This is a genomic window from Chryseobacterium sp. Marseille-Q3244, assembly GCF_940807095.1.
Classification (GTDB): domain Bacteria; phylum Bacteroidota; class Bacteroidia; order Flavobacteriales; family Weeksellaceae; genus Chryseobacterium.
In genome coordinates, this window is sequence record NZ_CALNWX010000015.1 from 20,061 (window position 1) to 41,311 (window position 21,251).

Annotated in this window: 17 protein-coding genes and 4 tRNA genes; 5 read left to right on the forward strand and 16 right to left on the reverse strand. The window is 35.3% G+C overall.

The window, feature by feature from the left end; genetic code table 11:
- Positions 1–11 precede the first annotated feature (11 nt).
- Positions 12–767 (forward strand): helix-turn-helix domain-containing protein, encoded by a 756-nt coding sequence (locus NBX25_RS19950; protein WP_250255154.1) that lies wholly within the window; start codon positions 12–14, stop codon positions 765–767.
- A gap of 25 nt (positions 768–792) precedes the next feature.
- A complete protein-coding gene (locus NBX25_RS19955) occupies positions 793–1,959 on the forward strand; it encodes an FAD-dependent oxidoreductase (RefSeq protein ID WP_250255155.1) in 1,167 nt (388 codons plus the stop codon).
- Between the two features lie 955 nt (positions 1,960–2,914).
- On the opposite strand, the gene NBX25_RS19960 is transcribed toward NBX25_RS19955, so the two are convergent.
- On the reverse strand, positions 2,915–4,336 hold the full coding sequence (locus NBX25_RS19960) for a tetratricopeptide repeat protein (RefSeq protein WP_250255156.1): 1,422 nt from the start codon (positions 4,334–4,336) through the stop codon (positions 2,915–2,917).
- Between the two features lie 118 nt (positions 4,337–4,454).
- Positions 4,455–5,885 (reverse strand): tetratricopeptide repeat protein, encoded by a 1,431-nt coding sequence (locus NBX25_RS19965; RefSeq protein ID WP_123908083.1) that lies wholly within the window; start codon positions 5,883–5,885, stop codon positions 4,455–4,457.
- 398 nt (positions 5,886–6,283) lie between these two features.
- Between NBX25_RS19965 and NBX25_RS19970 the strand changes: the two genes are divergently transcribed.
- The gene (locus NBX25_RS19970; protein ID WP_123908084.1) at positions 6,284–6,766 is read left to right on the forward strand and encodes a GNAT family N-acetyltransferase; all 483 of its coding nucleotides are present in this window, start codon (positions 6,284–6,286) and stop codon (positions 6,764–6,766) included.
- Positions 6,767–6,802: 36 nt separating this feature from the next.
- Here the strand turns inward: NBX25_RS19970 and NBX25_RS19975 are convergent.
- From NBX25_RS19975 to NBX25_RS20015, 9 genes are all read right to left on the reverse strand, one after another.
- Positions 6,803–6,878 (reverse strand) — tRNA-Lys (locus NBX25_RS19975).
- Positions 6,879–7,151: 273 nt separating this feature from the next.
- Positions 7,152–7,853, reverse strand: a complete 702-nt coding sequence (locus tag NBX25_RS19980; RefSeq protein WP_250255157.1) for a DAPG hydrolase family protein — start codon at positions 7,851–7,853, stop codon at positions 7,152–7,154.
- A 264-nt stretch (positions 7,854–8,117) separates the two neighbouring features.
- A complete protein-coding gene (locus tag NBX25_RS19985; RefSeq protein WP_250255158.1) occupies positions 8,118–8,921 on the reverse strand; it encodes a helix-turn-helix domain-containing protein in 804 nt (267 codons plus the stop codon).
- 116 nt (positions 8,922–9,037) lie between these two features.
- Positions 9,038–10,450 carry a DUF8740 domain-containing protein gene (locus NBX25_RS24740; RefSeq protein ID WP_284346242.1) on the reverse strand — a complete coding sequence of 471 codons (1,413 nt, stop codon included), beginning with the start codon at positions 10,448–10,450 and terminating at the stop codon, positions 9,038–9,040.
- Positions 10,451–10,469: 19 nt separating this feature from the next.
- Entirely contained in the window at positions 10,470–10,952 is a 483-nt protein-coding gene (locus NBX25_RS19995; RefSeq protein WP_250255159.1) for a T9SS type A sorting domain-containing protein, read from the reverse strand.
- A gap of 166 nt (positions 10,953–11,118) precedes the next feature.
- Complete coding sequence (locus NBX25_RS20000; RefSeq protein WP_250255160.1) at positions 11,119–12,186, reverse strand: glycosyltransferase family 2 protein; 1,068 nt, start codon at positions 12,184–12,186, stop codon at positions 11,119–11,121.
- 244 nt (positions 12,187–12,430) lie between these two features.
- A tRNA-Lys gene (locus tag NBX25_RS20005) sits at positions 12,431–12,506 on the reverse strand.
- 69 nt (positions 12,507–12,575) lie between these two features.
- Positions 12,576–12,648, reverse strand: a tRNA-Lys gene (locus tag NBX25_RS20010).
- 69 nt (positions 12,649–12,717) lie between these two features.
- Positions 12,718–12,790, reverse strand: a tRNA-Lys gene (locus tag NBX25_RS20015).
- 395 nt (positions 12,791–13,185) lie between these two features.
- Between NBX25_RS20015 and NBX25_RS20020 the strand changes: the two genes are divergently transcribed.
- Positions 13,186–14,220 (forward strand): S66 family peptidase, encoded by a 1,035-nt coding sequence (locus tag NBX25_RS20020; protein ID WP_250255161.1) that lies wholly within the window; start codon positions 13,186–13,188, stop codon positions 14,218–14,220.
- A 179-nt stretch (positions 14,221–14,399) separates the two neighbouring features.
- Here NBX25_RS20020 and NBX25_RS20025 read toward each other — a convergent pair whose 3' ends face one another.
- The 5 genes from NBX25_RS20025 to NBX25_RS20045 all read right to left on the reverse strand — a co-directional run bounded on the left by NBX25_RS20025 (position 14,400) and on the right by NBX25_RS20045 (position 20,283).
- Entirely contained in the window at positions 14,400–15,005 is a 606-nt protein-coding gene (locus tag NBX25_RS20025) for a DJ-1/PfpI family protein (RefSeq protein WP_250255162.1), read from the reverse strand.
- A gap of 117 nt (positions 15,006–15,122) precedes the next feature.
- A complete protein-coding gene (locus tag NBX25_RS20030) occupies positions 15,123–16,124 on the reverse strand; it encodes a GlxA family transcriptional regulator (protein WP_250255163.1) in 1,002 nt (333 codons plus the stop codon).
- Between the two features lie 181 nt (positions 16,125–16,305).
- The gene (locus NBX25_RS20035) at positions 16,306–17,898 is read right to left on the reverse strand and encodes an efflux MFS transporter permease (RefSeq protein ID WP_250255164.1); all 1,593 of its coding nucleotides are present in this window, start codon (positions 17,896–17,898) and stop codon (positions 16,306–16,308) included.
- On the reverse strand, positions 17,898–18,956 hold the full coding sequence (locus tag NBX25_RS20040; RefSeq protein WP_250255165.1) for an HlyD family secretion protein: 1,059 nt from the start codon (positions 18,954–18,956) through the stop codon (positions 17,898–17,900). Before NBX25_RS20040 ends, NBX25_RS20035 begins: the two co-directional genes overlap by 1 nt.
- Before the next feature lie 4 nt (positions 18,957–18,960).
- Positions 18,961–20,283 carry a TolC family protein gene (locus tag NBX25_RS20045; RefSeq protein WP_250255166.1) on the reverse strand — a complete coding sequence of 441 codons (1,323 nt, stop codon included), beginning with the start codon at positions 20,281–20,283 and terminating at the stop codon, positions 18,961–18,963.
- Positions 20,284–20,415: 132 nt separating this feature from the next.
- Between NBX25_RS20045 and NBX25_RS20050 the strand changes: the two genes are divergently transcribed.
- Positions 20,416–21,213, forward strand: coding sequence for a helix-turn-helix domain-containing protein (locus tag NBX25_RS20050; RefSeq protein ID WP_349815593.1), 798 nt, complete (start codon positions 20,416–20,418; stop codon positions 21,211–21,213).
- Positions 21,214–21,251 lie beyond the last annotated feature (38 nt).

Consider the following 21,251-nt stretch of genomic DNA (forward strand, 5'->3'; position numbering starts at 1 on the left):
AAAATCAAGATATGGATAATGATTTCCAGTTTCATTTCATTGAGCCAGATCTAAGCATCGTAGATTTTGTAGAAAATCTGGGAACATTCCATAACCAGTCGGATGAAGCAAAAGAAGTCGTTATCATTCCGGATGGAAGGGTTGATTTATTTTTTATGCAATCGCCTTCAGAGCCCTTTCACGTTGCTCTCATCGGATTGGAAACTTATCCTGAACAAAGACAGATCCAGCCACATACCCAGGCTTTTGTAGTGAGTTTTAGACCTATCGCTGTGGAATATATTTTAAATACAACCATTGCTGACGTATTAAATACAGCAAAAGAACTTCCTAATGATTTCTGGGGCTTTAAAGCTGATGACTTACAGGATTTTGAACTTTGCTGCACCAAAGCCATACAAAAAATACAGGAGCTGATTCCTCAAAAAACGGACGAGAGAAAACATAAACTTTTTGAGCTGATCTATACATCAAAAGGCGAAATGAGTGTGAATGAACTTTCTGAAAAAGTGGGTTGGAGCAGCAGACAGATCAATCGTTATTTTACGAAACAACTGGGATTATCCCTAAAGGCCTATTCTACGATTTTACGTTTCAGAGCTTCTTTGGAACATATTGCACAAGGTCAATTATTTCCGGAACTTAATTATGCGGATCAAAATCATTTTATTAAAGAAGTCAAAAAATTTTCAGGTGTGGCTCCGAAAGAATTATCAAAAAATAAAAACGACCGATTTATACTATTATCCGTGCTGAAAGGACTGTAATTTTGTCCTGTAAAATTCAAATACAATGCTGATAGACAATATATCAATAGCTATCGTTGGTGGTGGTCCTGCAGGACTTACACTGGCCAGACTTTTACAGCTGAAAAATGCCAATGTAAAAGTATATGAAAGAGATTTTAATAAAGAAGCCCGTGTACAGGGTTCGCCACTTGATATGCACGAAGATTCGGGGTTGGCGGCCTTACGTAAAGCTGAGCTGTTAGAAGAATTTAAAAACACATACCGTCCGGGTGCCGATAAAATGCTTATTGTGAATGAACAGGCAGAAATCCTTTTCAGTGATCATGATACCAAGCCGGAAGAGGATTTCGGAGCTGAGCATTTCCGTCCCGAAATAGACCGTGGTCCATTGAGAAATATGCTGCTGGAATCTCTTCAGCCGAACACCGTAGTATGGGACAGTCATTTTATATCAATGGAACCTAAAAATGAAGGGTGGCTGCTTCATTTTAAAAACGGAACCTCTGCCTATGCTGATCTGGTGATTGCAGCGGACGGAGCTCATTCCAAAATCCGGCCTTATCTCACCAATAACAAACCTGTTTATTCAGGAGTGATTATGCTGGAAGGAATTATTTCGAAAGAGCATGCCCCTCGCATCAATGCATTGATTAACGGTGGAAAAATAATGGCTTTTGGGAACTCCAAAAATATATTGATGGGTCAGAAAGGGAACGGTGATCTCGGTTTTTACGCAAGCTTTAAAGCTGATGAAAACTGGGCAGCTATTACCGGGCTGAATCTCTCCGATAATACTGCGGTTCTTCAATGGTTTAAGACAGAATATCCGGAATGGAATGCAATATGGTATGAACTATTTGAAAAAGCTACTGTTCCTTTCATTCCCCGTCCTATTTACTTCATGCCTTTGGATCAGTCTTGGGAAACAAAATCCAATATAACCTTAATGGGTGATGCCGCTCATGTTATGCCTCCCTTTGCAGGAGAAGGCGCCAACATGGCAATGCTTGATGCTCTGGAACTGAGTGAACATCTAACAGATCACCACTATACTACTTTGCAGGAAGCTATTTTCCATTATGAAACCAATATGCGTAACCGAGCTGCCGCTGCAACAAAGGAATCTCTTGAAAACGGAGAGCGGATGCATTCTGAAACATCATTAGCAACCATGTTGGAGTTCTTTAACGGACATATTCCTGCTTCTTGATTCTATTATTTCATTTATAGTAATGAAAAAGGCTGCTTCATTTGAAACAGCCATTTTTCCCTCTAAAAAATAAATATTTTCTCTCTCCTTAAGATCCTGATTTCGGAGATTCATCTGTGTTTTTTGGATTCATATATTGGTGTTTATTTTTTAGTATTCATTATGATTGTCATGTTCACAGAGTAAAGAAATGATTTAAGAATTTTATAAAAAATTTGTACCTCTACACTGTAAATGTTATTCACGTTCTTCCCTCATCAATTGAGATGAAATAATCTCTTATCTAACTTACCTACAAATCTATATTTTAAATCTAAAAAAGTAAAAAATTAACCTACTACACAAATACATCACCAAAACAAAATATTAAAAATCAATAAATTAAATACACCCAGAAAAAAGAAGTCTATTGCTTAAAATCAGAATATGCAGAAAAAAAGTGTAAAAAATACATATAAAACATTTCTTAAATACTCTCAATATAGGGTCTATATAAGACTACATGTTGCTGATGGTATTCAAATTCACAAATATTAGCGATAAAATACAAAACATTAATTATCAACGCATTAAATTCAAAATAATTAACTGTAGTATTCATGTAGTAGACCTATTTTTTATTATTTAACGAAATTTATTCAAATTTGAATCAAGAGACCACAAAGAAACCTGAGTGGCGAAAAAAAATATTTCGAATACTGTCTGATATGATGAATCAGGCAGTTTTTTATGCATTAACATGATCAAAAAAGGTAAGTATTAAGTACTGATGATAATATTGAATCTTTTCCGGATTTTATATTTTTCGCCAAATTGTAGGACACTGAATAAAAATATAATTACCTCGTAAGAAATAGCTTAAACAGAACATAGAACTCCACCTCAAAATCTTCAAGGTCAGGATAAATACTTTCTTACTACTGAAATACCTTATAAATAAGGGAACATTTAGCGATCATTTGATATTATCAAAGAAAACATAAATATCTGTTTCTGTAGGGATATTCATTTTTTTTCGGATTCTGTATTTCTTCTGCTGAATAGTTCTATGCTGAACAAGGGTATAATTCGCAATTTCTTTAGAACTGAAATGCAGTTTCAACATAGCACAAAAAATCAATTCTGAGTTTTCAAGGTTGGGATTAATAGCTAAAAGCTGATCTATATATCCCGGATAAACTTCTTTAAAACAAGAAAGAAACTCAGGATCATTCCTCTTGGCCATCTCCATAATTTCCTCCTGTCTGTTATCATTAATCCTGATCTTCAGATTTTCAGCCTCTGATTTCAGATCCGCTTTTCTTTTTCTTAATGTATTGATGATTCTCCATGCATACATAGCCAACAACGAGAGTCCGGCAAAAGACAGAAAAACAACCCACTGCATCTTACTTCTATGATTTTCAGTATCATTTTTGTCCTCTGAAATAAAAGATTTCATATCGTGGTTAATGCTAGCTAGCAAAGCTGTATTGGTCTTATTTTTAGCCTCTGTATAGGCTTTCAGATAAAAATAAGCTTTTTCTTGATCTCCTGTAGATGCATATAAAGACCTAAGATCATTGTAAATATATTTGGTATACTGTGCAAAAATGCGCCGGGTCTTCTTATCGATTTCCAAAGCCTTCAAAAATTCTTTTTCTGCCTTATCATATTCACCATAAGCAACATAATACTCACCCATAACCGTGTGAATATTAAGCGCTATAGCATCATCTTTTTTGTTCATACTCATGGTATGATAAGCTCTTGTTATGTACTTATAAGCCGAGTCTTTATTCTTATGATTGTAAACATAATCACTTATTACACAATCTGCAATTCCGGTGTTATCCAGCATTCTTGCTTTATGAAAATATTCCAAAGCTTCTTTAGGCTTCTTTTTTTGTATATAATAGTCTCCCTGCTGTAGATAAATATAATAAAGAACCGTCTTTTTTAATTCAGACTTTTTGCTTTTTTCAATATTACTTAATGCCTCATTATTGTACTCAAATGCTTTATCTACTCTTCTCAGTTCTGCATTGAATCTGCTATAAATATTATAAAACATAGCCTTGTGTAAAGGATTGTCTGAGTCTTTCAAAATTTCTTTAGCACTATTAAAAAGAATATTGGATTTCCGGTAATTCTCCAGCGACATATTAACTCTGGCTAAGTTAATATAACATAACGCCTTACCGTCTTCATATCCTATTTCCTGTGCTTTTTTGTAGTATTTTTTATTGAGGTTAACCAAGGAGTCATATTCACCCGCAAGCCGAAATTCTTCATTCTGCTTCATCAGGGGAATATCAAAACTCTTTTCATATTTACTGGAATCAGGGCTACAGGAAATGAAAAGAAGCAAAAACATAAAAAGAAGAGCGCGTATCATAATGCTTTTTCCCTTTAACTGAATTTTTGTATAAAGTAAGATTTAAAACGGAGCTTCCCGAATTTACAATATTACATTTTCTTTAAATCATCTTTCAATATAAACTCATCATGATTCTTTAATTACCTATTTTATCGAAAAAATCATAAATATCCTCTTCTCCCGGAATATTCAGTCTTTTCCTAATCCTGTATTTTTTTTGTTGAACAGATCTGTGTTGAACAAAGGTATAATCTGCAATTTCTTTAGATGAAAAATGAAGTTTCAGCATGGCACAAAATGACAGTTCAGAATTCTCAAGATCTGGATTGATCTTTAAAAGGGTGTTTATAAAATCCGGATACAGTTCTTTAAACTTCATCAGAAATGAGGAATCATTTCTTCTGGCAAGCTCATTAACATCTTCCAGCATTTTTATTTTAACATGGTTTTTCAATTCCTCGGTTTCTTCCTTTAAAGCTTTCTTTTTTAATTTCTGTGACTGAATAGTTTTCTGAACAAATATTCCTGAGACTGTAAGTATCGTGATGGATAAGGCAATGGCTAAAGGTAAATCACTTCTATGCCAGTCGGTTTCTGGCTTCATTTCCGAGATGAAGCTTTCTGTTGCTTTATTCATGGTATTTAATCGGGCTACATCCAGACGTCCCTCCTCTTCCATATACTTTTTAAGGTAATAATAAGCTTTACCGCCATCATCTTTCTTTTTATAAAGTTCTGCGAGAGATTTGTACACATTATTGATATGCGAAGAATAAGTACGTCGTGTTTTTATATTAATTTCCAGTGCTTTTTTAAGCGCTTTTTCTGCCTGGTCATTATTATTAATTTCATTATAATAATATCCCATGGTATAGTATACCCAGAGAGATTCTGCATCGCTTGTTTTTTGACTGAACATTTTTTCTTCTGACCTTATAATATAAACTCCCGCAGAATCCGGCTGATGTCTGAACAGATAATACTGAGCTACCATACAGTTGCTATATGCTGAGTTTTCTAATTCATTCCCTTTCAGAAAAGATTTCAGTGATGTTCCATACCAGCCTTTCCATGCATATTGAATCCCTTTATTGATGAATAGTCTGGAAAAAAGCTTTTTTTTAAGCTCAGAATCCTTTGCTTCTTTCAGGTATAAGAATGCTTTGTTATTACATGCTATAGCTTTATCATATAATTTAAGATGAGAATAATATTGGCTATAATCATCATAAAATGCAGCTTTATGGAAACTATTGGGGGAATTTTCCAGGTCTTTTTTCGCTTTATTAAAAAAAAACAGTGCATTTTCATAGTTTCCTGCAGATACATTTACCTCTGCCATATTAAGGTAACAAAGGCCTATTCCTTCTTTATACCCCATTTTGGTGGCCTTTTTCAAATATTCAATATTGAGTTCAATAAGTGCTTCATATTCTCCAGAAAGCTGCAGATCTGAACTTTTATTGATCAAAGCCACATCAAAGGCTTCCTTCTCTTTATCCTGCGGATCTGTACTACAGGAAACCATATACAACAGCAGACTTATGCTTATAACACAAATCATCATCTTTCGTAAGATTATTGTATATGTTTTATTTTTTTTAATAACGATCGATTTTTAATTTCTCTCTTTCTGCCCACTTCAATTCCCATATTTACCCATCACTTAATGGATTCATAAAACGATCTTCAAATTGATATTTTTACCAATCCATTTTATAAATATACATAATTTATATCATCAATTTTCATATAAAATCATAATCTCCTACAGATCCTAAGGTGAAAAATAATACCGATTTATTTCTTACTATAAGACAGGTTAAAACGAAATATTTTACACTTTAATTCCACTTAAATGATGAATTTTATTCCATTTTTATTTAAAACCAATATAATCTCACTCTAATCAATTTATGCAGTTAAAGAAAATTAACTCTACCTTTATCATCCAAAAAATTAATCATGAATATAATATATCGAAAACTTTTATCCCATGAGAGCACCCTATACCGAAACATCCGGCTGGAAAGCCTAGAACAGTTCCCCGACTCTTTTGAAACCAGTTATCAGGAAGCGCTGAATACAAAGAAACTCAGAATGGAAATTGATATTGAAAATCAAACTCCTGAAAAGTTTGTCTTTGGAGCTTTTGCAGATCATACCCTTATTGGCCTTTGTACTTTTGTTAAAAATGAAGACAATTCCGGAAATATCTACCAGATGTATGTAAAAAAGGGGTTTCAGGGAAAAAGCATAGGTTCCGGCTTAGTACAATCAGTTATTCAGGAAGCCAAAAAGAAATTTACCATCACTGAAATAGCCTTAGAAGTCGCTCCTAAAAATCACTCTGCTTACCAGCTATACAAAAAGAATGGGTTTAAAGAAATTAATGATAAAAATGATACGAACACTTCTCATATTATTGTCATGAAATACATTGTATAAAACAAAAAAGAACTACAAAAATGTAGTTCTTTTTATTGGTGACCCGGCTGGGATTCGAACCCAGGACCCATACATTAAAAGTGTATTGCTCTACCAGCTGAGCTACCGAGTCGGCCCCTTACTTTTTCAAGTAAATCCCTTTATTTAAGGGACTGCAAAGATAGAAAAATATCCTTTGAATCCAAGTCTTCTAAAGCTTTTTTATCTAAAATTTCGCTATTCTCCATTAGAAGGACCAATACTGTTTGTACTGTCTTAAATAAAGCCTACCATACAAGAGACTGATAAATAAATGTTTATCAATAAAATGCGACATGAAAATTTTTCATGTCGCATTTTAATAATTTTACTGTTTTAACATATTAGGAACATGTTTTTACCATGATTACCAAAGAAGCGGGGCTTTGTCTCCATTTTTATTTTCAGCGTAATAAAGAGAAGGAAGAACCTGAGCAAGATAGGTAAATTCACTATAGCAATGTTCCATCAGTCCGAATCCTACTTCATCCGATAACGGGTTTTCACTGTCTGCTATTAATGCTCCAAGATAAAAATGACTTCTCAATGTACATCCTTGTCCCGTATCTCTGACTACATGGAACATATAACCATCAATAGGATCACCATTGGTATTTATAAGAGTATCTTTACCAAAACCTATTCTAGCATAAACCACCGCACTCACTGCTTTATCAGCATAGGCTTGCTTTAAAATATCAGCATCAAAAATCTCTGCCGGATCGTGGAATTTTATCGTCGCAGGTACAGGTGGAATATCCCCCAAAGATTCTGTAGCATGTATGGTAGCCCCAATATAATTTTCATTTTTGATCCATTTACTGTCCCAACCGCCATGTTCCACATGGTCATGAGGATGCCATAGTTTAAGATCTGCTGTTGTTTCAAAATACTTGAACCACCAATCCAGCATTTTTCCTTTGCAGTTATGCAGAACATTTCTCATTGCAATATGGAGCATTCCGTTCTCGAGTCTCCTGATCCCAGCTTCAAGGGCTATGGGTTTAGGAGATAAAAGTGTATTAATATCCCTGAACATTAATTCTTCAGTTTCCTTTGTTGGTTTCATACTTGATATTTTAATTACATTATCTGAACTTTCAATCGAACAGCCGGGAAGCAGGTTGAAATTATTTTGATTCTTTCACCATGCACTTCTTAACCCTTTGATTGTTGTACAAATTTAACTCAGTAAGATTCTCAGGTTATTGTACTATTTTCTAATCGATCTGTACAATTTGGAAATGTTTTGTCATAAGATTACCTATCTCATGTATAAAGTATAAAGTATAAAGTATAAAATGAATTTAAAAAGATGAAAATCTAACTGCTTTTACAGACAGGCATTACGTTTCTTGAATTCCTCAGGAGTTTGTCCTGTTTGTTTTTTATAAAATCGGGAAAAATAAGCCGGATCATCAAAATGAAGATCAAATGCAATTTCTTTTATTGTGAGCTCTCCGGAAATCAACATCCTATCTGCCTCTACAACTACTCGTTCATGCAGTAGTTGAGTAAGGGTCTTATTCATTTTTTCCTTTAGAATCTGGTTGATTCTTTTTTCGCTCACCCCTATTTTTGAAGCGTAAAATTCTGCCTTCCGTTCAATTTTGTAATGTTCATCCATCAGCATAATGAACTGATAAACTCTTTTCTGATGGATATCCTGGTTTAAAAAATAGTGTTGACTGGCACGGATTAAATTCAGGAGAAAGACTTTCAGTAAGGATTTTAAAACCAAATAACTACCCATTGAATTCTGGTATTCTTTTTCAATCAATATACTGAGGTACTGAAGTATTTCTACAACATCCTCATCCAAATGAAGGCTGGTATACTGCCCATGTATATTGAAAAGATTGAAAACATCCAGTGCAAATTCTTTATTGTCTTCTTCCAGATAGTCCCTTTTGAAAGCAATCACACATCCCTTCTTTCCTTCAAAATTTATTTTTTCAGAACGATATAGAGGAATAAGATATATACAGTGACCATTATTTATCGAATTGCGATCATTTCTAAACCACATCATTTCAAAAAGATGGGTCCGTTGAGAACTCTCCATATAGGTATCCGGGCAGTTTTGGAATTCAAAAAAGGTAAATTTCGATGGATCGATCTGATGAATGAATTTCATATCCGCGTTCAATTTATAATGTTATACAAATATACGGGACTACAAGATTGGAATAAAACAATAAAGAACTACTGAAACAATAGTTCTTTATTATTGATAAAAGATTTAATATCACATTATTTAATCACTGTAGCTTTGAAAGAAAAAGAAGAACCCCCAGCAGAGCCGGCGTCATATACATAAACTGTTATGGTATTTGCAGAAGTTACTTTAGGGGTAAAGATTGGCGGATAATCTCCTGCTGGAATATTACCTGTTGGGGTTACAATAACAGCATCTCCTACCGCAGCTCCATTGACTGTAATTGTAAATGACCCAGCATTACCCGCAGCCGGCATTGTTGCAGTCGCAGTTCCTGTTAACAGTTGTGCCCCGCCACTACTTGGTGCAGCCCAGGTTCCATCACCTCTAAGATAAGTCGAAGAACTTGCAGTACCTGAAGTTGTAGATATCTTGGCGACTGTAACAGAGGCATCTGCAATCTTAGTTGTAGTTATTTTATTAGCTCCAATAGTTAATACTCCGGAAGTATTTATTGTGGCGTCCCCACTCATATTTACAGGAGTTCCCGGTGCAAAAGGTGCAGCTGAATTAGTCAAAATAATTTGTCCGCCGGCTGTTCCATTAGAAAAACCAGCCCCAGTAACTCCTATTAATCCCTGGGCTCCTACAGCTCCTGTTGGACCCGTAATTCCCTGAATACCTTGTATCCCCTGAGTACCTGTAGCACCAGTAGCACCTATTAATCCCTGAGCACCTACAGGTCCTGTTGGGCCGGTAACTCCAATTAATCCCTGGGCTCCTACAGCTCCTGCTGGACCCGTAATTCCCTGAATACCTTGTATCCCCTGAGTACCTGTGGCACCAGTAGCACCTATTAATCCCTGAGCACCTACAGGACCCGTTGGGCCGGTAACTCCCTGAATACCTTGTATCCCCTGAGCACCTGTGGCACCAGTAGCACCTATTAATCCTTGAGCACCTACAGGACCCGTTGGGCCGGTAACTCCCTGAATACCTTGTATTCCCTGAGCACCTGTGGCACCAGTAGCACCTATTAATCCTTGAGCACCTACAGGTCCTGTTGGACCGGTAACTCCCTGAATACCTTGAGGGCCAGGAATAGAACTTCCTGAAGTTTTCGCATATAAAGCATAAGGAACACTTAATAATTGAGATATTCCTGTTATGGTATAATTATTTGCCCCATTAGGATCTGTTTCTATTTTTATAAAGTAAATATCGGATCCCCAATTAATTGTGGAATACGAGCCACTAACCAAGGTACCTGCACCAATTTTTACAGTTACTAAACCATTAATATTGGTAGATTGAGTTTGAGTTTCTGAGTATACTACAGTTCCAGTTGTTGAGCCTTTCAATATAGAAAACTTCATTCCTACATTCTGGTTACTTACCAATTGATTACTTGAATTTCTAATAATAGCCTGGTAGCTCATTGCATCCTGCACTTGCGAGAACATTACAGCAGAAGCTAAAGAGGCTGCTAGAATGGAAAGCTTTTTCATAGGTAATTAGTTTTATAGTTTATTTGTTTTTTATAACCTTAAAAATTTTGATATTTTTTCCCTCTCTTGATATTTTTAATAAATAAACCGAAGCAGGATAAGACGTCATTGTAATTTGAGTTTGTGGTTGAGTGATAGGCTGACTTGTCAGTAATTTACCACTGCTATCAAAAAGCTCATAGCGATATTTATTGTAATCTTTAAATCCTACTTTCAAATTAAGAATATCTGTTGTCGGATTGGGGAAAATATTGAGACTCAAATTGATTTCAGTAATATCAACTCCTAATGTAGGCACAATTTCATAAGACTGCTGAACACCAGCGGCAATACTTCCTGCAGGAGAAGATATTGTTTCATAAAAGTTTTGACCAACAGTAGCTGTGACATTGCCCGTACCACCAGACATATTATTACCACTGGTATTTAAAGTTTCCTGTGCAGAAATCTGAATAGAGAAGCTAATAAGAAATAATGAAAGTGTAAAAAATGTAGTTTTCATATCACATTGATGTATATGTTTATTAATTATTCAAATATATAACTATATTATGACAACTATATTAATATATGATTAAAAATATAAATATACCAATAGTGATATAGCCTATTCTTTACTCATTCTATCATTTATAGTTTCTACATTTTATTTTTAGTTCTTAAAACAGCTATATAAGTTCTTTTAAATAATCTCTATTTTGCCTTACAGAAGGACAGTCTGGTCTTGAAAGAGCTGCTTTTTCATTGTATTCATTAGCTTTTTTATATTCTCCTAAAAAAGATAAACAGACACAAGCTTCAACATTAGGAATATATCCAAAGTAATCAGAAAATACAAAACCTACTGAATGAGATATTGGTAATCTTGTCGCCATATCAAACCATTTAAAAGCCTGATGATAATCTTGCTTATCTTTATAATAATAGTCTAATTCACAACAGATTTCCGGTCTAGGAATATCATATTCAAAACTTTTTAGTAAAGTGGGCAGAACTTTTTCTTTGATGTTATTATTTTTATATTCAATGGCTAATTGATGGCAACAGCTAATCATATCTTCTATCCAGCCTGCTCCGGATGCTAAAAATTTTTCAAAAAAAGTTATTGCTTTAGCTGTTTCATTGTGGTCTTTCAATTCTCTTGCATAGTAATACAGCTGTCTTGCAGAAAACTCTTTTCCACTCTGCTCTAAAGCTCTATATATATCAATATTTCTTGTTGATATGACTCCGAATTCTGCTTTTTTATGCCAAATTTCAATATCAGTATAGTGTATATTGCCCACTAAAGGTATGCATTCGTGAACAGGGTCAATCCATTGATAATTTTTGTTTTTTTTGAATAATCTTTCACGGGTGGAATAAAAAGCTGGATGACCATTTTGATCAAATGACAAAACGTATTTCATAGTAACAATCTCAACATCACCATTCAGTCTTTTCTTCAATTCATTAATTTCCTTAACTGATTTTTCAGGTATAACATCATCTGCGTCTAGCCACATCTGATAGTCCATAACCGCTTTAGAGAATGCAAAATTACGTGCAGCCGAAAAATCATTAATCCACTCAAAATCAAAAATTTTATCTGTAAATTTTCCAGCAATTTCTTTAGTTTTATCAGTAGATCCCGTATCTACAACAATAATTTCATCTGCAAATCTTACTGCATTTTCCAAACATCTGCTTAAAACTTTTTCCTCATTTTTAACAATTAAGCACAAACTTATTTTCATGGACTTCTAGTAATTTTTATGGATATAAATATACTAGTATTAATTGTAGATATTAATGAATAGGAATTCTTATTGAAAATAGCACTCTAAACTCTTGAAATATGCTCCAAAGCATCTGTCTGTATTCAGGATGGTACATATAAAGAGATAAAAACAAATAATAAGAGGGAGTAAGAATGTATATGTTCACCAAAAATAATTGACCAAACAAAAAAAGAACTACTGAAACAGTAGTTCTTTGTATTGGTGACCCGGCTGGGATTCGAACCCAGGACCCATACATTAAAAGTGTATTGCTCTACCAGCTGAGCTACCGAGTCGGTCACTTACTTTTTCAAGTAAATATTTTTCTTAAATAAAAACTACTAAAACAGTAGTTCTTTTGTTTGTGACCCGGCTGGGATTCGAACCCAGGACCCATACATTAAAAGTGTATTGCTCTACCAGCTGAGCTACCGAGTCGGCCACTTACTTTTTCAAGTAAATATTTTTCTTAAATAAAAACCACTAAAACAGAAGTTTTTTTGTTTGTGACCCGGCTGGGATTCGAACCCAGGACCCATACATTAAAAGTGTATTGCTCTACCAGCTGAGCTACCGAGTCGGCCACTTACTTTTTTAAGTAAATCCCTTTGTTTAAGGGACTGCAAAGATAGAAAAATCTCTTTTAAATCCAAGATTTATAACGCTTTTTTATCATAAAATTTCGCTCCTAATCGGCAAATATCTGTTTATAAATTAATTATGAAAATTATTTTTTTTCAAAAAAATACAATATGGTACTGCTTATTGAAATCGCAGGCAATTTCTCTTAGGATCTGTATCGATTAAGCCCCTAATAAAATCCACTTTATTCTCTTTTCTATTACTGTTCATTGGATTTCTTATAAAGATGTTCTATTTTTGAACAAAATGGTCATATAGATTCATGATGGGTTTAGTTTTCCAACAAAATAAACCTTTATCAATCATAGCTTTCTGCTTTATAAGTCAATATTTATGAAATTAATTACTCCCAAAAGATTAGTTGATGGTGATAAAGTGGCAAGCATTTCCATGTCATGGGGTGCTGCCGGCGAACTGCCACACCGATATTCAAAAGGTAAAAAACGACTGAATCAGGTTTTTAATCTGGAAGTTACCGAAACTAAACATGCACTACAATCTGCACAATGGATCTATAAAAATCCGGAAGCGAGAGCTAATGACCTTATGGAAGCATTTTCAGATCCTGCCATAAAAGCCATTATCTCAAATATTGGTGGAGATGACAGTATCCGGATGCTGAAATACATTGATCTTGATATCATTAAAAATAATCCTAAAATATTTCTTGGGTTTTCCGACAGTACTATTACCCATTTTATATGCCTCAAAGCAGGTCTAAGTTCATTTTACGGCACTTCCCTATTGGTTGGTTTTGCAGAAAATGTAGTGATGCATGATTACCAAATCAATGATATCAGACAAACACTGTTCTCTCCTTCTATTATTGGACAAATTCATCCGAACCCAGAAGGCTGGACTACTGAATTCCTCGATTGGTTTGATGTTTCCTTACAGGATATAAAAAGAAAACTGACCCCACCATCAGGCTGGCGTTTTATCAGAGGAAATTCTATCGTTCAGGGACCATTGATTGGTGGTTGTATGGAAGTACTGGAAATGCTTAAAGGAACCGAATATTGGCCAGATGTCGAAGTCTGGAAAAACTGCATCCTGTTTTTTGAAACATCAGAAGGGAAACCACACCCTGATTATTTCAGATACTGGCTTCGGAATTATGCCGCAACCGGAATTCTGAAAAATGCCAAAGGAATTATTTTCGGAAGACCTTATGACAATCTGTATGCTGAAGAATATGAAATAGAATTATTAAAAGTATTAGATGAAGAGGGCTTATATGATTTACCCGTCATTACACAAATGGATTTTGGCCACACCTGCCCTACTTTTACCATTCCTTATGGAAGATTGGCAGAAATTAATTGTGTAGATAAGACTTTTTCTATATTGGAAAGCGGAGTTCTGTAAAGGCTTATTTTTTATAAAACAGTTTCGGCGGGCCAAAGGCCCGCCGAAACTTCTTAATCTAAAATCTCACGCAGATTTCACAGATTACGCAGATTTTTAATCTTCATTACATGATAGGTTTATATTCTATTATTATCCAAATCATTTTTAAATAATAAAATACCTAATAATTTGTAACATTAGTGCCTAAACTCCTTCTGCTGATATTCAAAAAGCGACACAATAGTATCTGCCAATTCTTTTCCATGATGTTTTTCAACCAAATATAAAGCCGTGTCTATTCCTGCTGTTATTCCCGCTGTAGTAATCAACTGGCCCTGATCTACAAAACGTACATTTCTTTTCACCGTACTCTTCGGATTATGTTGCTCTAAAGTATCCAGCAACATAGAATGGGTCGTAATTTCATGATGATCTAAAATGCCCGTTTTAGATAAATGCATACTCCCTGTACAGACAGTGAAAACAGTAGTTCCCTGATGATACAAATCTTTTACCCATTGCATCACCGTTTTCTGAAAGCCATCATCCTGCAGATATTCCATCACACGGTCCGGATTGGCACCCGGTATGACAATCATATCCGGTTGAAGAGCTGTTTGTATAGTATATGTTGGAATGATCGCCATCGTATTTGCTTCCATAAATACAGCGTCTTTAGTTTTTCCAACAGTATAACAGTTATAGCTTCCTTCAGCGATTACATTCGCCTTAATAAATACATCCAATGGACCATTCAGATCAAGGGCTTCTACCTGATCATAAATCAGAAATGCTACATTCATTGTCTTGTTCTTTTGTTGATTCATATAATATTCTAAAAAATTAATAGTTTAAATAAGGGCATAGTTTTCCTCGCTGACCATTGATTATCAGCTTTAAAAATTAAAAAAGTAAAAGAATTATATTGTTCCTTTAGATGTTTTCCGGTATTGTGACGGAGAAATAAAGAGGTATTTCAAAAATAACCGCCGAAGAGAAACTACAGTACCAAAACCACACTTTTCAGCAATCATATCGATACTCATTTCTGTATATTCCAACATATTTTTAGCCTGATCCAGTCTCATTTTTTCAAGAAACTTACCGGGAGTCATTCCTGATTCTTTCAAAAATACTCTGGAGAAATTACGGACACTCATATGTACAGATTCTGCCATAAATTCTATACTGATGACCTGCCCGAGCTTATCTTTAAGCAAATCCATGATTTCCTTGGTGAACGGAGACAATATTCCATAATCGGAAATAGCATTTCCAAACTGAGACTGCACTCCAGGTCTTTTTAAATGCAAAACGAGATGTTTTGCCACCTCAGAAGCTATTGGTTTTCCAAAATCTTCTTCCAATAAAGCTAGTGCCAGATCTATTCCGGAAGAAACGCCTCCTGAAGTGTATATTCCCTGATCACAGATAAAAAAAGGATTGATATTGACGTTCAGATCAGGATAAGTCCGCTGTAGAATATCAGCATATTTCCAGTGGGTTGTCACTTGTTTTCCCGTCAGCAACCCAGCTTTCGCTAAAATAAATGCACCTACACATACTGATCCTAACCGTCTTACTTCTCCCATTATATTTTGTAAATAACCATAAATTTCAGGATTAACGGCATCTAATGTGCTCAAATCAGTACCCGCAACCAACAAAGTATCTATCAGAAAATCTATATCATAAATGGTATAACTGCAGATTAAAGGAATTCCCGAACCAGAATAAATTATTTTATCTGAAGTGCCGGATATCAGATGGACCTGATATTTCAAACCATATTGGGTATCCGTCAAAAAGAAATTGGCAGCTGTGAATACATCGCAGGGACCGGCAACATCCAACAACTGGACCTGGGGCAAGACCAAAATTGCTATATTTTTTATTCCTGAATATTTTCCTGTATTTTCCATGTATCAATCTGTATATTACAAATGTACTGAGAATGATACATGGCTGCAATGACAAATAACAGACAATTTCGGCCATTTTATGTTTTTACCTTCCTGAACAAAAAAAGAGACTGCCTTAAAAGACAGTCTCAGCACTCTCACTATAAAATTAGCTAATAAGCTATACTTTTAAACTAAATATTTATGCAGGAGATAACCTGCGGGATTTCAAATAAAGTGCGGTACGGTTCAGATAGGGAAAAAGAATAATCAACAGTAAAACACCTGCTAACAGCCAGACCATCATTTCGTAATAATCCATAGCAAAACGTACATGATTCTGAACATTTAATCTTCCTACCAATAATTTATTGGAAGCTTTTACCGCATGGTCCTCAAGCATACCTTTCGCAGTAAGTTTAGAGGTTTGTTTATGAAGGAAGTCTTTTACAAAAGGATCAACCGCCGTTACATGATCCTGAAAGGCATTGTAGTGACGGCTTTTTTCGAAAAGTTCAAAAAAATTGATCAATGCGATACTGGCACAGAAGCCAAAATAACGGATCGCTAATGCTGTTGCAGCAGCAGATGGGCCAATAGAAGCAGGAACTGATGATATAATGAAAATAATCGTTGGAACCATAATTAATCCTACCCCTAATCCTTGAAGAAATAATGGTATATAATAATTGAATTCATCAGCCTGTACATCAAAGGAATAATACATCAATGCATGAAACAGAAGCAACATCAAAAAGCCCGGTCCCCAGATATATTGTATTCTTTTTTTCTGTAAAACCATACAACAGGCAATGATAACTCCAACGATTAATCCAGAAAGATTAAAAACATTAATATAAGAGATATAAAACGGATCCAAATGCAGTTCTGATGCAAAAAAGCTGTTTGTAATTCCTGATGCGAAACGGCAAATGTACATGACGAAGAGAATCAACAATCCTACTTTAAAATTTCTGTATTTGAAAATCCGGAGGTCTATATAAGGTCTTTTAATCGAACGCTGACGGAAAATCGATATTCCTACCAATACAATGATGCCTATTATACTTCCTAAAATCCGGCTATCTTCCAGCCAATAATATTCCTGTCCGAAAATGGTTATATATCCTACCAACACCAAAATAATACTGAAAACCACAAAGCTCTGCCAATCCAGTTTATACAAATGGAATCTCACATTAGGTCTGTAATTCGTCATGGCCAATGTTAGAAAAATAAGACCTGGCAGATATGAAAAGATGGCAGTTTTATAAACGATATTAAAATTATAAGAGTCTATAAGGTCTGTTGTAATCAGATTATTAAAGGGTAAAGCACAGATCAGAATTCCAAAAAATACGGAAAAACTGATTTCCCGCCCTCTTTCACCGCTCAATCGCGTAAAAATGAGAGTTAATGAAAGGTTGACATTCCCCGCAAACAACATTCCCTGGATAAAACGTGTAGGAAAAAGAACGTAAACTTCGCGGGTAAAGTAACATATAAGACAAGCTATAATCTGTAAAGTGGTAAATAAAAGAAAATACTCCTTCGCCGCCAGAAAACTAAAAAATCTTCTTTCCAGACAGTAAAACCCAACATATCCGGCATAGAATAATGCCACTGAAAACTGAATATCAGCAGGTTCGCTTCCGTAATATCCTGCTGCGGCATTAATATTGGTCAGCGGTAGGAAGAAGATGATAATTCCCGGTAAAGTCATAGAGAAAAGAATAATTTTCACCAGCCATTCCGGCACCCATCTTTTAAAAAAAGGCATTTGTCTTTTAGTCATTAGGAATGCTTTTTATGGGCATACACGTTCACATTCATTCCCATTTTGAGAATATCTATATCTCTTCTTTTCCCATCTACTCTGATTCTCACAGGAATACGCTGCACAATTTTCACATAGTTCCCCGTGGAGTTATCAGGCGGCAATAATGAAAAACTGGAGCCTGTAGCCGGTGATAATGAAATAATAGTTCCTTGAAATTCTTTGTCAGGATAAGAGTCTGCAACAATTTTCACCTGATCTCCAATTTTCATATCCTTGATTTGGGTTTCCTTGTAATTCGCAACCACCCATTTATCGGTTTCATTATTAACAATGAATGCCAGCGTTTCTCCCGCATCAATCATCTGCCCTACTTCAACGGTTCGTCTTCCCATTCTTCCATCATAAGAAGCAACTACTGCGGTATAGCTTACATCTAATTTATGACGGTCTAATAAAGCTTCCAGTCTTGCAATTTCAGCCTGTACCACTGTTTTTTCAGCCTGAATATCATTAATTTTAGATACAGAAGCCGCATAATTATCCTTAGACGATTGATAATCACTTTCATTCACATCCAGGGTTGATTTCACATCTTCAAGTCTCTGTTTTGTAGCCGATTCTTCATCGTAAAGCTTTTTATAACGGTTGTAATCAAGCTGTTGTTTCCAGACTTTTGCCTTACTGGCATCTACCTGTGCCTGTGCAGCTGCAGCTTCTTTCTCTGTGGTACCCGTATTACTCTGTAAAACTTTTAGCTGTGCACGGGCTTTCTGAAGAGCTGCCTGAGTTTGTTTTTGCTGAAGAACATACTCACGGTTATCAATCAATAAAAGAGTATCTCCTTTTTTAACTTCCTGATTTTCCTCAAATTTTACAGCCACGATGAAACCGCCAGCCCTTGAAATAACCGGATTCACATATTCCTGAATCTGAGCGTCATTGGTCTGCTCATATCTGTAATAATTTTTTAGGGTAAAACCGCCCCAAACAGCAAGTGCGGCAACGATTAAAACTGAAATCCATCCTGTGATCTTTGTGATCAACCTATCGGTAGGGGTATATTTTTTTTTCATTGTATTATAAAACGCCTGTAATATTTTGTAGTAAATAATAATTGTTCTGTGCCATGATTTTTGCCGCTTCCAATTCAAATTTTGTCTGAAGTAGCTGGATATCCGCATCTAAAAGTTCTGTAATAAGGGAAGTCTGATTGAAGTAAGTATTTTTAATAATACGTGCATTCTCCTTAGCCTGCGCAACATTGGTTTCAGCAACCTTGATCTGTTCAAGCGCTTCCTGATATCTCAAATAAGCTTCTTTTACCTGTTGTCTTACCTTGTCTTCAGTATCTTTATGAACTTCCTCTTCTTTTTCAAATTCAAGCTTAGCCGCCTTTACTTTATTAGTATTGTGATACAGTGATGAGATCGAAAATGAAGCCTTTATCCCAACAATTCCCAATGAATACCAATATGGATTGTATGGGTAAAGGAAGATCTGCGGATTGGCGTAATAAAACTCACCATACATCCCGACTTTAGGGCTTACATTGGCTTTAACCTGTTTCAGTCTGAGCTTGCTTAATTCAGTCTGCTTTTCAGAAACATGATAATCGAATGAATGATCCAGCGCCAATTTCAGATAATCTGCATAGGTAGTATTGGCATCCCATTGATTAGAAGGGTTTTCCGGAATAACGATCTCCTCATCAGGAACTCCTAAAATAATATTCAGTTTCTGCATGGCAATCAGAATATCATTTTCAATAGTCACCAAGGTCATTTTACGTTTCGAAAGTTCAAGTTCTATTCTTAAAACATCACTTTTTAGAACTACTCCGTTTTTATATAAAGACTTAATTTCTTTAAGCTGTACCTCCTGATCTTTTATATCCTGTTTGATAAGATCCCTGAAGATTAATGTTTTCTGAAGTTCAAGATAAAGGGTTGCTGTTTTGTAATGGATATCGGAAATCGCCTGTTCTTTCTTAATTTCTTTGACTTTCTGCAAAGTTTGGTTTTCCTTGATTTTAAGATTGAGCTTATTTCCGTTGTAAATATTCAGATAAAAATCGGCTCCGACTCTGTAAAGGGTGTGGATCACCTCGTGTTGGGTAGGTTTGGAAAAAATTCCGTTTTCATAGATAGGGATGTTGGAAGCTTTTTCAGCAGATCCTTTGACTTGTATTTCCGGGAGCCGTTCTCGTTTGGCATCTTTTACTTCTGTTTCGGCAATGTCTACACTGATGGTATTGATTTTAATATGACGGCTGTTTTCTTCAGCTCTTTGCCATGCGTCTTTTAGGGAGATTCGGATGGTATCATTTCGTGGACTGCCTGTCTGAGCTGATAAAGTGTAGGAAGCTCCCAACATCAGCAGTCCGGTGACATAAATTTTCATTTGAATTTTTCGAATTATTGCACTGCAAATTTATTGGCAATCCTGAAATTATTTTTATCTAAAATAGTCAACTTTTACATGATTCCGGCCAAATGATTATATTTGCATTTTCATCAGTATTTTAGTTTTGATATGGGATTAATTGCAGCACTTCCGGACATCGACAAACATGAGAAAAGTGTATTCGTCATGCATGAAAAATCAGAGAAACTGATTCCGTTTCATAAACATACAAAAGGGCAATTAAGCTATGTAGAAGGCGGTATTGCTTATATCACCATTGATAACAGGACATATGTGGTACCTGCAAGACATTTCTTTTGGATTCCACAGGGTATGGAACATATTCTGGAAATTGGGCATACTGCCACTGTTCTGCGTTCTCTTTATTTTTATGCTCATGATGATGTTTCAGATGCTTTTTATAGCAGACTGGGAATATATCCTGCTTCGGAACTTTTGATCCAGATGATTAAATATACGGAGATGTGGGATGAGAAACATGTCACTGATAAAGATGAAAATTTTGAGTTCTTGGTCGCATTAAAAAAGATCCTGCCTAAAACTCATAAACAGCCTCTACCTATAATTCTTCCAGCGACCCACAATAAACAAATGATGAAAATAGTCTCTTATCTTGAATGGAATATGGGAGAAAAATTGACTCTTGCTAATGTAAGCGCCCGATTTGGATTGAGTGAGCGTTCTATGTCCCGATTGTTTAAAGCAGATATCGATATTTCTTTTCTTCAATACCTGAAAACATTAAGAATCATTAAAGCTATTGAACTGCTTCTCAATACAGATAAACCTATTAACGAAATTGCTGATGATGTTGGTTACAGCTCAATTAGTGCATTTAGTGATACCTTTCATGAGTTTACCCAATCCAGACCTTCTGATCTTAGAAAAAGCAGTAAGACTTTTTAATCTTTTGAATAGTAGGATAGAACCACCATATCAAAAAT

Excerpts from the sequence above, each read along its gene's own strand:
- NBX25_RS19950 (WP_250255154.1), top strand. The coding sequence starts at position 12 with ATGGATAATGATTTCCAGTTTCATTTCATTGAGCCAGATCTAAGCATC.
- NBX25_RS19955 (WP_250255155.1), top strand. The coding sequence starts at position 793 with ATGCTGATAGACAATATATCAATAGCTATCGTTGGTGGTGGTCCTGCA.
- NBX25_RS19960 (WP_250255156.1), bottom strand. The coding sequence starts at position 4,336 with ATGATACGCGCTCTTCTTTTTATGTTTTTGCTTCTTTTCATTTCCTGT.
- NBX25_RS19965 (WP_123908083.1), bottom strand. The coding sequence starts at position 5,885 with ATGATGATTTGTGTTATAAGCATAAGTCTGCTGTTGTATATGGTTTCC.
- NBX25_RS19970 (WP_123908084.1), top strand. The coding sequence starts at position 6,284 with ATGAATATAATATATCGAAAACTTTTATCCCATGAGAGCACCCTATAC.
- NBX25_RS19980 (WP_250255157.1), bottom strand. The coding sequence starts at position 7,853 with ATGAAACCAACAAAGGAAACTGAAGAATTAATGTTCAGGGATATTAAT.
- NBX25_RS19985 (WP_250255158.1), bottom strand. The coding sequence starts at position 8,921 with ATGAAATTCATTCATCAGATCGATCCATCGAAATTTACCTTTTTTGAA.
- NBX25_RS24740 (WP_284346242.1), bottom strand. The coding sequence starts at position 10,450 with ATGAAAAAGCTTTCCATTCTAGCAGCCTCTTTAGCTTCTGCTGTAATG.
- NBX25_RS19995 (WP_250255159.1), bottom strand. The coding sequence starts at position 10,952 with ATGAAAACTACATTTTTTACACTTTCATTATTTCTTATTAGCTTCTCT.
- NBX25_RS20000 (WP_250255160.1), bottom strand. The coding sequence starts at position 12,186 with ATGAAAATAAGTTTGTGCTTAATTGTTAAAAATGAGGAAAAAGTTTTA.
- NBX25_RS20020 (WP_250255161.1), top strand. The coding sequence starts at position 13,186 with ATGAAATTAATTACTCCCAAAAGATTAGTTGATGGTGATAAAGTGGCA.
- NBX25_RS20025 (WP_250255162.1), bottom strand. The coding sequence starts at position 15,005 with ATGAATGTAGCATTTCTGATTTATGATCAGGTAGAAGCCCTTGATCTG.
- NBX25_RS20030 (WP_250255163.1), bottom strand. The coding sequence starts at position 16,124 with ATGGAAAATACAGGAAAATATTCAGGAATAAAAAATATAGCAATTTTG.
- NBX25_RS20035 (WP_250255164.1), bottom strand. The coding sequence starts at position 17,898 with ATGACTAAAAGACAAATGCCTTTTTTTAAAAGATGGGTGCCGGAATGG.
- NBX25_RS20040 (WP_250255165.1), bottom strand. The coding sequence starts at position 18,956 with ATGAAAAAAAAATATACCCCTACCGATAGGTTGATCACAAAGATCACA.
- NBX25_RS20045 (WP_250255166.1), bottom strand. The coding sequence starts at position 20,283 with ATGAAAATTTATGTCACCGGACTGCTGATGTTGGGAGCTTCCTACACT.
- NBX25_RS20050 (WP_349815593.1), top strand. The coding sequence starts at position 20,416 with ATGGGATTAATTGCAGCACTTCCGGACATCGACAAACATGAGAAAAGT.